We start from the raw sequence: 9916 nt of genomic DNA on the forward strand, positions 1-9916 counted from the left end.
ACAGATTGAAATGTCGCTTTTGCTGTGGCTATATGGCCTTTCGTTCGCTAAAAATAAGAAAGATCTATGCAAGCCACAGCCACCACGCTCGACAAGGCGCAGGAAACCGCACCGGTTAACTCGCGCAATAAGGTCGTCGTTGCCTCACTCATCGGCACCGCCATTGAGTTCTTCGACTTCTACATCTACGCCACCGCCGCGGTTATCGTGTTTCCGCATATCTTCTTCCCGCAGGGTGACCCGGCCGCCGCGACGCTACAGTCGCTGGCAACCTTCGCCATTGCCTTCGTCGCCCGTCCGATTGGCTCAGCGCTGTTCGGCCACTTCGGCGATCGCGTCGGTCGTAAGGTGACGCTGGTCGCCTCGCTGCTGACCATGGGGATCTCTACCGTGGTGATCGGCCTGCTGCCGGGCTATGAGAGCATTGGCATTCTGGCTCCGATGCTGCTGGCGCTGGCGCGCTTTGGTCAGGGGCTGGGCCTTGGCGGCGAATGGGGCGGCGCGGCGCTGCTGGCCACCGAGAACGCCCCGCCGCGTAAACGCGCGCTGTACGGCTCCTTCCCGCAGCTGGGCGCGCCGATCGGCTTCTTCTTCGCAAACGGCACCTTCCTGCTGCTCTCCTGGCTGCTGACCGACCAGCAGTTTATGGAATGGGGCTGGCGCGTGCCGTTTATCTTCTCCGCCGTGCTGGTGATTATCGGGCTGTACGTCCGCGTTTCGCTGCATGAAACGCCGGTCTTTGCCAAAATCGCCGCGGCGAAGAAGCAGGTGAAAATTCCGCTGGGGACGCTGCTGACTAAGCACGTGCGGGTGACCGTACTCGGCACCTTTATCATGCTGGCTACCTATACCCTGTTCTATATCATGACCGTCTACTCCATGACCTTCAGCACCGGCGCTGCGCCGGTGGGCCTCGGTCTGCCGCGTAACGAAGTGCTGTGGATGCTGATGATGGCGGTGATTGGCTTTGGCGTGATGGTGCCGATTGCCGGCCTGCTGGCGGACGCGTTTGGCCGTCGTAAGAGCATGATCGTCATTACCTCAATGATTATTCTCTTTGCCCTGTTCGCCTTTAAGCCGCTGCTGGGTTCCGGTCAGCCGGTGCTGGTCTTCGCGTTTCTGCTGATTGGTTTGAGCCTGATGGGGCTGACCTTCGGTCCGATGGGCGCCCTGCTGCCGGAGCTGTTCCCGACGGAAGTACGCTACACCGGCGCATCATTCTCTTATAACGTGTCGTCGATTCTTGGCGCCTCCGTCGCGCCGTATATTGCCGCCTGGCTGCAGGGCAACTACGGCCTGACGGCGGTAGGGCTCTACCTGGCGTCGATGGCCGCGCTGACGCTGATTGCGCTGCTGCTGACCCACGAAACTCGCCACCAGTCGCTGTAATCCTTTGCTGCCCGGCGCGTCGCGCCGGGCAGCGCTCCTCCGAATCTACTTTTTCATCTGCGACAAAATCGTCTGACACTGGTTGGCTTCGCCCTCCGCCGGCGATACCAGCGCCAGCAGCGCCGCAGCCGGGGTGACCAGCGTTGCCAGCGCCGCCGCTACCGCACCGCGCGCAATCAGCGGCCCCACCTTCACTCCGGCATCCGGGGATTTAAACGTGCCGCGCACGTACAGCGGCGAGCGCAGGGTAATAATGCGCAGCCCCTTGCTTTCAGGGTCGATGGTTAGGTCGAGCTGCTCCGAGGCGAAGCTGGCGGTCCCGGTGACGTTAATCAGCGCATTTTCGGTATCAAAGGCAAAGATCTGCGGCCGCGCGACGCCGTTAACCACGTCAACGTTCGCCGCCGCGCAGTTTACCCGCACCTCGTCGTCGCCAAAGATCTGCCCGATAAGATAGTTACCGACGTTCAGCCCCAGAATTTCCATCAGGTTTCGGCTAATCAGGCCATCGTTCATCAGCAGCTTGATATTGCCGTTGCTGTTGCCCAGCAGCGCCGCCACCGAGTTACCGGTGCCGCGCAGCTGCATATCGCCGTTCATCTCGCCGAGGGTCTTTTGCATCATCTCCACCTTCGGCATCAGCGCCTTGAGCTTCAGGCGCCTGGCCTGCAGGTTAGCGCTGCCCTGCAGCGGCTTTTTATCGCCCTGCAGATGCAGGCTACCGGCGATCGTGCCGTTGGCGAGGCCGAAGCGCAGCGGCTGCAGGCGCAGGTCGCCGCGCTCAAGGATAACGTGGGTGCTGAGGTCGCTAATCGGTAACGTGCCGCCGTGCTCAATTCGCCGCCCCTTGAAGCGGACATCGGCATCCATCAGCTGCCACTTGTCGGTCTCAAAGCGATCGTAAGGCAGGACTTTCCCGGCCGGCTGCGGCGTAGCTTCGCCTTTACGCTGCTCGGTTTTGCTCGCCTTACTCCCGGAGTTCACGCCAATCAGCGGCCCGAGGTCCGCCAGGCGCAGCTGGCGGGATTCAACGTCGCCCTCCAGCTTCGGCCGCGGCTTGCCGGTGGCGTAGGTCAGGGAGCCGTGAATGTCGCTTTCGCCGATCCGGCCGTTGAAATCGCGATAGCTAAAGCGCGACCCGCCCTGCTGATTGAAAGTCGCCCGCAGGCGCCCGTCGGTGGAGAACGCCGGCGTATCCGGCAGGACAATACCGGTGAGATCGTATAAATCCCCCAGCGAATCGCCGGAGAACTTGAGGCGTAAATCGACGCCGCCCAGGCTCAGCGGATCGCTCACCGTCCCGCTAAAGGCCACCCGGGTATTGCCGGAGCGGAAGTCGCCCTGCAGCGGGAACGGCGTCCCTTCGCTGCGCAGCGCCAGCATGCCGCCAATTTTACCGCTGCCGGAGAGCGGCTGGTCACGATAGCTCCCCTTAGCCGTCAGCCCAAAAACGTAGTCCGCCACCCTCTTTGGTGCCTCTTTGCCTTCCGTGCCGGTGACTTCGCTAAACGGCAGCGGTTTGCCCAGCGGATCGACCGTCAGGGTAATATCGGCGCGCGTCACCTTGTCGATAATGGCGATCCGTCCGCGATCGAAGAGGATGTTATCCAGCCGGAAAGACCAGTCGGATGGCGCGGCCTGGCTGGCCGCAGCGTCGTCCGATCCGAGGGTAAAGGTCCAGTTATTGGTTTTCTCAGAGAGCCTGATCAGCCGGGCATCGGGCTGCTGCAGCTTAATCCACGGCAGATAGACCGTTTTGCTCAGCAGCGACAGCGGCGCCAGCGTGGCTTCGACGCGCGGCAGGTGCACCATCGTAACCTGGGGGATATCAGGCGGGTTGCCGAGGACAATATCTTCGGCATGGACGTGGGGCCAGGGCACCCAGCTCCGCCAGCCCCGCTCGTCGCGCTGGCGCTCCCAGACCACGCCGAGGTCGCCGCGAATGGCAAACGGCCGGTTCAGCTCGGCGGAGACCTTCTGGTTAATCGTGGGCTTCAGGCGGTTCCAGTCGAAGGTCGCCAGTACGATGAAAAACACAACGATAAGTAAGACTATCGTTCCCGAGATAATGGCAATCGTCTTGCGGGTTGTGGTCATACCCTCTCAGCTCCTTTGCTCCTCGTCAGTCCTGAATATAGTTGAAAAGCGCATCTTTCTCCGACAAATGCGCCTTTCGTCACATTACGTGCCTGATGTCAAAAAAATAATGGAACGATGTTTTAATATGGTTGACCATAAAAACGACGCGGCGCACACTAGCGCTAATTCCGATTCAATCCCAGGTCATGATGATGTCTAAAAAAATTGCCGTTATCGGCGAATGTATGATTGAGCTGTCAGAGAAAAACGCGGCGGTAAACCGTGGATTTGGCGGCGATACCTTAAATACCTCGGTCTATATTGCGCGTCAGACCGACGCCAGCGCGCTCGCCGTGCACTACGTTACCGCGCTGGGGACGGACGCCTTCAGCCAGCAGATGCTGGAATCCTGGCAGGCTGAGGAGGTCAAAACCGATCTTATCCAGCGTATGGCCGATCGTCTGCCGGGACTCTACTACATCGAAACCGACGATACCGGCGAGCGGACGTTTTACTACTGGCGCAACGAAGCGGCGGCAAAATTCTGGCTGGAGAGCGAGCAGTCTGCCGCGATCTGCGAAGAGCTGGCGACCTTTGACTACCTCTATCTCAGCGGAATTAGCCTCGCCATTCTCAGCCCGCAGAGCCGCGAGAAGCTGCTTACGCTGCTGTGCGAATGTCGCGCTAACGGCGGGCAGGTGATATTCGACAACAACTACCGCCCGCGCCTGTGGGCCAGCAAAGAAGAGACTCAGCGGGTTTATCAGCAAATGCTGACCTGCACCGATATCGCCTTCCTGACGCTGGACGACGAAGATGCGCTATGGGGTGAAAAACCGGTAGCAGAAGTGATTGCCCGCACGCATGCCGCCGGCGTCAAAGAGGTGGTGGTAAAACGCGGGGCCGACTCGTGCCTGATGTCGATTGTCGGCGAGCCGCAGCAGGAGATCCCTGCCGTCAAGCTGCCGAAGGAGAAGGTGGTTGATACCACGGCCGCCGGCGATTCGTTCAGCGCCGGCTACCTCGCCGTACGCCTGATCGGCGGTGACGCCCGGTCCGCTGCCGTCCGCGGGCACCTGACCGCCAGCACGGTCATCCAGTATCGCGGGGCGATTATTCCGCGCGACGCGATGCCGCAGTAACGCTCTCCCGGGCTGCGCCATCGGTGCCGCAGCCCGGGAAGAGCCTCGTCAACCGGGCCTACTGGGCGGGGGGAATATCCGTCGCGTCGCTGCGCGCCTCGGCAGCCTCACCGCTTCCGGCCGTCGTCGTCGCCGTTGGCACTGGCACCATCAGCTTCTCCCACGTCGCCTTCAGATCCTTCATGTTATATTCCGGCTCTCCCTGCGGCTGCTGCAGCACCAGCGCCATATCCTGCGACAGCTGCTGACGCAGATACTGATTCAGCATATCGACGGTCAGAGAATCAAGAAACTCCTGACGCAGCTTCTGATACTGCTCCGGTGCGATATCCACCACCTGATTCTGCAGCGAGCGGATGCGCTGGCTGATTAGAATATCGGTATCGGTACGCGCGTAGGTGGCGAAGAGCTTTTGCAGCTCGAGCTTTTTCTGCGCAATCAGGGTATCGAACTCATCCTGCGGTAAACCGTTATCGCGGACCTTCGCCAGCTCGCGGGACACCGCAATCAGGTTCGCATTGAGCTTGTTGCCCGGCGATTCAATGTTGATCGCGCACTGGGCGCGCTGGTACAGCACCCGGCAATCAAAGCCGAGGTTCACGTCTTTGATATTGTTTTTGCTCAGGTTCTGCTGCACGTGCCAGAACAGCGCCTCGCGGGCCAGATCGTCGCGCCAGTAGTGCTGCAGCGCCACCGAATCGCGAATAGGCTGCCACGGAGCGTCCCACATGATCGACAGCTTATCCTGACGCACGGTATCGGTCATGATGCTCACCGGCGTCGTCGGCAGCGGAGCCAGCGTCGGCACCGCGGCCGGCGTTTCTCGTTTGCCCTTCAGCTCGCCGAAGTTTTTGCCGATCTGCTCCGCTACGTTACGGCTATCAACGTTGCCCACGACGATCAGCGTCATGGCGTCCGGGGTGTACCATTTCTGATAAAACTCTTTCAGCTGCGCAACGTCGACCGGGGTTTTCAGCGGCGCGGCGGGGTCATGCCCCAGCATGGTGGAACCTTTCAGCCGGTAGCGCCACCAGCCCTCTTTGGTATCCAGCGGCCAGGTCGCGACCATGTCGCCACCCTGCAGGGCGTGATTCACCGCTTCAGGCGTCACCGTTAGCTTCCCGCTGGCGTCGGCCAGCCAGCTCAGCGCCTCTTTCAGCAGGTCGTTGCGGTTATTCGGCAGGCTGAGGTTAAACATGGTGTAGCTATAGGAGACGATCGCCGGCGGTAGCGGACGATTCGGATCGATGCTCTGCTGCCACAGGGAGCGCGCCTGCATCGTCGGAAGGCTGCCGCTCTGCGTTAAGGCCAGGCGGGGAATAAAGTGGCTAAAACCGCTCTGCTGAGTGCTTTCACTCAGCGAGCCAATATTGACGAACAGGCGGACTTCAATACGATCGCTAGGACGCTGCGGAGTGGCTAAAACCTGCCACTGAAGTCCGTTGGCGAGAGTCCCCTGTTGCCAGGCCGGGTCCGGCTGGAGCGCTTCTGCTTGCACATAACCGGCCGCTGCCATCATCAGCAAACCACCCGTTAAGAGTTGAATTTTTGTGCCCTGCATGTGAACCCCTGATGAACATTCCTGGTTACAAAAGCAGCCCGCTGAAGGGCTGCCAAAAAATATGGTGAGTAAGTACGTCGGTTAGACCACGCGGAGAGGAAAATGTCGCACGGAGACGTAAAATAATCATTTAGTATCACTCCCCAACCCCGGGGAGCGATACCTAATTATGCGCAGGAGCCCGGAGTCCAGCAAGAGCAACGGGCCTAACAGATGGATTTAAGAGGATAATTCGTGCGATTTGTTCGCCGGAGTGCGGTTATTAAGGACATCATCCAGCTGTTGGGAATCCAGCTCTTTCACCCATTTCGCCACCACGATAGTCGCCACGCCGTTGCCCACGAGGTTGGTCAGCGCGCGCGCCTCGGACATAAAGCGGTCGATACCGAGGATCAGCGCCAGACCGGCAACCGGCAGATGGCCCACGGCAGAAATGGTGGCTGCAAGGACGATAAAACCGCTGCCGGTGACGCCGGCGGCGCCTTTCGAGGAGAGCAGCAGCACCACCAGCAGCGTTATCTGGTGGAAAATATCCATATGGCTGTTGGTCGCCTGAGCGATAAATACCGCCGCCATCGTCAGGTAGATGGAGGTGCCGTCAAGGTTGAACGAGTAGCCGGTGGGGATCACCAGACCCACTACCGATTTGCGACAGCCCAGCTTCTCCATCTTATCCAGCATGCGCGGCAGCGCCGATTCGGACGAGGAGGTCCCGAGAACAATCAGCAGCTCTTCGCGGATATAGCGGATAAATTTAAAGATGCTAAAGCCGGTGATCCGCGCGATGGTGCCCAGCACCACGACCACAAACAGAATACAGGTAATGTAGAAGCAGACGATCAGCTGGCCCAGCTGCACGAGGGTGCCGACGCCGTATTTGCCGATGGTAAAGGCCATGGCCCCGAAGGCGCCGATCGGCGCGAGGCGCATAATCATGTTGATGATGCCGAAGATCACCTGCGAGAAGCTTTCGATAACGTTAAAAATCAGCTGGCCCTTGCTGCCCAGACGATGCAGGGCAAAACCAAACAGCACCGCAAACATCAGCACCTGCAGGATGTTGCCGCTGGCGAAAGCGCCGATCACGCTGCCGGGAATAATATCCAGCAGGAAGGCGACAATGCCCTGATCTTTTGCCTGCTCGGCGTAGACCGCCACCGCCTTCGCATCCAGGGTGGCCGGATCGACGTTCATGCCGCCGCCGGGTTGCACCACGTTGACGATGATAAGCCCGATAATCAGCGCAAGGGTACTGACAACTTCAAAATAGAGCAGCGCTACCGCACCGGTACGGCCAACGGCCTTCATGCTTTCCATCCCGGCAATCCCCGTCACGACGGTGCAGAAGATAACCGGTGCAATAACCATTTTAATCAGTTTAACGAAGGCGTCGCCAAGGGGTTTCATCTGCGCGCCCAGTTCCGGGTAGAAATGGCCCAGCAGAATACCGATCGCAATGGCCGACAAAACCTGAAAATAGAGGCTTTTGAAGAGAGAGGTTTTCATAGGGTGTCCTTTGGGTATAACCACAGACCTGGAAGGGTTATAGGTCGTCTGTGGCTTAAAAGTAACACCCGGGAAACATTTCAGAAATAACTAAGCGCGAAATTGCAACGGAATTGTTAAAAACTTAGAGCTGACTCGCACAAGTCAGCCTCCCGTTACAGGCTTGCACCCTCTTCGTTCACCGGCAAAAACTGCGCCGCAAACGCCTCCTGCGGTAAGGCGCAACCGAAGAGGTAGCCCTGGCCGATATCGACGCCGGCCTCCTGCAGCCACCGGTGCTGCTCCTCTCTCTCAACGCCTTCCGCCACGATGCGCAGGTTAAGGCCGCGCGCCAGCTGAATAATCGCCGGCACCATGCTGGTATCTTCGGGCAGCATATCGATGAAGGCCTTATCGATTTTCAGGATATCAACCGGCAGCGACTTCATATGCTGGAGCTGGCGCAACCCGGCGTAACCCATGCCAAAATCATCGAGGGCGATGCGCACCCCCGCTTCGCGCAGCGGGCGCAGCAGGGAGACCACCATCCGCGGATCGTCCAGCCGGCGGCTTTCGGTAATTTCGACGATCAGCGTGCCCGGCGCAATGCGGTAGCGCGAGAGCAGGGTCAGCATCTCTGCGCCCCGGTCGTGATGCAGCAGCTGCAGCAGCGACACGTTCACCGATAGCGGCAGCATAATGCCCTGGCTTTGCCATGCCGCAAGCTGGCGACAGGCCTCTTCCATCACCCAGTAGCCGACCGGGACAATCAGCCCGCAGGCCTCAATGCGTTCAATCAGATCCGGCGGCAGCAGCCAGCTGCCGTCCTCCTGGCGCTGGCGCAGCAGAACCTCCGCGCCGCACACTTCGCCGCTGGCGATATTCACCTGCGGCTGCAGCCAGATGGCGAAACGCTGATTATCCAGCGCCGCCAGAATATCGTGCTCTTCCATCAGCCGGCGCTGCGCCTTCTCCATCTGCTGCGGATCGAAGAACTCAATCTGGTTTTTACCTTTGCGCCGCGCGGCGACGGCGGCGGAAACCGCACGTCGGTAGAGCTGCTCCGCGCTCAGCTCGCCGTTAAACATCGCAATTCCGACGCTGGCGCAGGGGCGGAGCTGGATGCCGTGCAGCGGCAGACGCTCGCTGATTGCAGTGAGCACTTGCTTACTTAACGTCACCGCCTGCCAGGGCTCGGTGATGCCGCTGGCCAGAATCGCAAAGTCATAGCCGCTGACCTGCGCCAGCACCATACGCGAGGGGATGATTGCCCGCAGCTTTTCCACCAGAGTCAGCAGCAGTATTTCGCGCTGGGCCTCCTTCAGGACGCCGGCGGTGTCCTGCAGCGTTTCGCAGGCGACCACCAGCAGCGCCGAGGTTTGCGGGCGGGCGACCGCCTGCTCAAGCAGCGCCATCAGGAAGGCCTTATTCGGCAGGTCGGAGACCGGAAAGCGGGTGGACTGTAAAGAGAGCTCATCGTGCCGGCGCAGCAGGGTTTGCTGGTTGCGATTGTAGCTGCGCACCAGCATGCCTATCTCATCATCGTGATGCAGCCGCGGCAGCGTCAGCTGATGCCCGAGACGCTCCTGCTGCGGAACGTCGTTAAGTTCACGCGCCACCTTACGCAGCGGACGGACGATCAGGCGGTTGATGCACCAGGTGATCGCCACCGTCAGAACCAGCACCAGCAGAAAGTAAGCAGTCACTAACGTAGAAAGCGTACTCATCACGAATTTATACATCTGGTACGAGTCGGCCTGCAGCACCAGATAGGCAAGCGGCTGCGGGTTAGCGGGTCGTTCCTGGGAGTATATCGGCAGCGATATCTGTACCGGCAGCTCAAACATGCGGGTAATCATGACCGGAACCGGGCGCTCGGGGATAAATCGCATCCGCAGCGCCTGGAACTGGTTCGGCAGCACCACGTCCGCCCGGCTGACGATGCCGGCGGGCTGGATACGACCGAGAATGGCTTCCGCCTCAGGAATATCCGCCTTCAGGATCGCCGCAGAGAGCGGCTCGCGAACGGAACGGGCGATGCTTTCTAACTGCGTGGCCGTAGTAAAGCGACTCTGTTGCACAAAGTGAAAGAGTAAAATAGAGCAAAAGACCAATACAAATGCCATGGACACGCCTGCGACCATCGCCATCTGTTTAATTGTAAGTGAGCGGCTGACGCGCAACTGTGTTCTCCACTGATACTGAATACTGTCCGGATTTCGTCCATCAACGCCGGTATTTTGCGGCTGATTGTCTCTGC

Annotated in this window: 6 protein-coding genes; 2 read left to right on the forward strand and 4 right to left on the reverse strand. The window is 59.7% G+C overall.

What is annotated here, in order from left to right:
• Window positions 1-66 precede the first annotated feature (66 nt).
• Window positions 67-1389, forward strand: coding sequence for an MFS transporter (locus tag EDF75_RS15965; protein ID WP_045853937.1), 1323 nt, complete (start codon window positions 67-69; stop codon window positions 1387-1389).
• Between the two features lie 45 nt (window positions 1390-1434).
• On the opposite strand, the gene EDF75_RS15970 is transcribed toward EDF75_RS15965, so the two are convergent.
• Window positions 1435-3486 carry an AsmA family protein gene (locus EDF75_RS15970; protein WP_133600127.1) on the reverse strand — a complete coding sequence of 684 codons (2052 nt, stop codon included), beginning with the start codon at window positions 3484-3486 and terminating at the stop codon, window positions 1435-1437.
• Window positions 3487-3680: 194 nt separating this feature from the next.
• Here EDF75_RS15970 and kdgK point away from each other — a divergent pair, with 194 nt between their 5' ends.
• Window positions 3681-4610 carry a 2-dehydro-3-deoxygluconokinase gene (gene kdgK, locus EDF75_RS15980; protein ID WP_133600128.1) on the forward strand — a complete coding sequence of 310 codons (930 nt, stop codon included), beginning with the start codon at window positions 3681-3683 and terminating at the stop codon, window positions 4608-4610.
• Between the two features lie 58 nt (window positions 4611-4668).
• On the opposite strand, the gene EDF75_RS15985 is transcribed toward kdgK, so the two are convergent.
• The 3 genes from EDF75_RS15985 to hmsP form a co-directional block, all read right to left on the reverse strand.
• The gene (locus EDF75_RS15985) at window positions 4669-6171 is read right to left on the reverse strand and encodes a M16 family metallopeptidase (RefSeq protein WP_133600129.1); all 1503 of its coding nucleotides are present in this window, start codon (window positions 6169-6171) and stop codon (window positions 4669-4671) included.
• A gap of 219 nt (window positions 6172-6390) precedes the next feature.
• Complete coding sequence (locus EDF75_RS15990) at window positions 6391-7677, reverse strand: dicarboxylate/amino acid:cation symporter (protein ID WP_076946222.1); 1287 nt, start codon at window positions 7675-7677, stop codon at window positions 6391-6393.
• A gap of 155 nt (window positions 7678-7832) precedes the next feature.
• The gene (gene hmsP, locus EDF75_RS15995) at window positions 7833-9839 is read right to left on the reverse strand and encodes a biofilm formation regulator HmsP (RefSeq protein ID WP_133600130.1); all 2007 of its coding nucleotides are present in this window, start codon (window positions 9837-9839) and stop codon (window positions 7833-7835) included.
• Window positions 9840-9916 lie beyond the last annotated feature (77 nt).

The sequence above is a fragment of the Klebsiella sp. BIGb0149 genome (assembly GCF_004362605.1).
Classification (GTDB): Bacteria; Pseudomonadota; Gammaproteobacteria; order Enterobacterales; family Enterobacteriaceae; genus Klebsiella; species Klebsiella terrigena.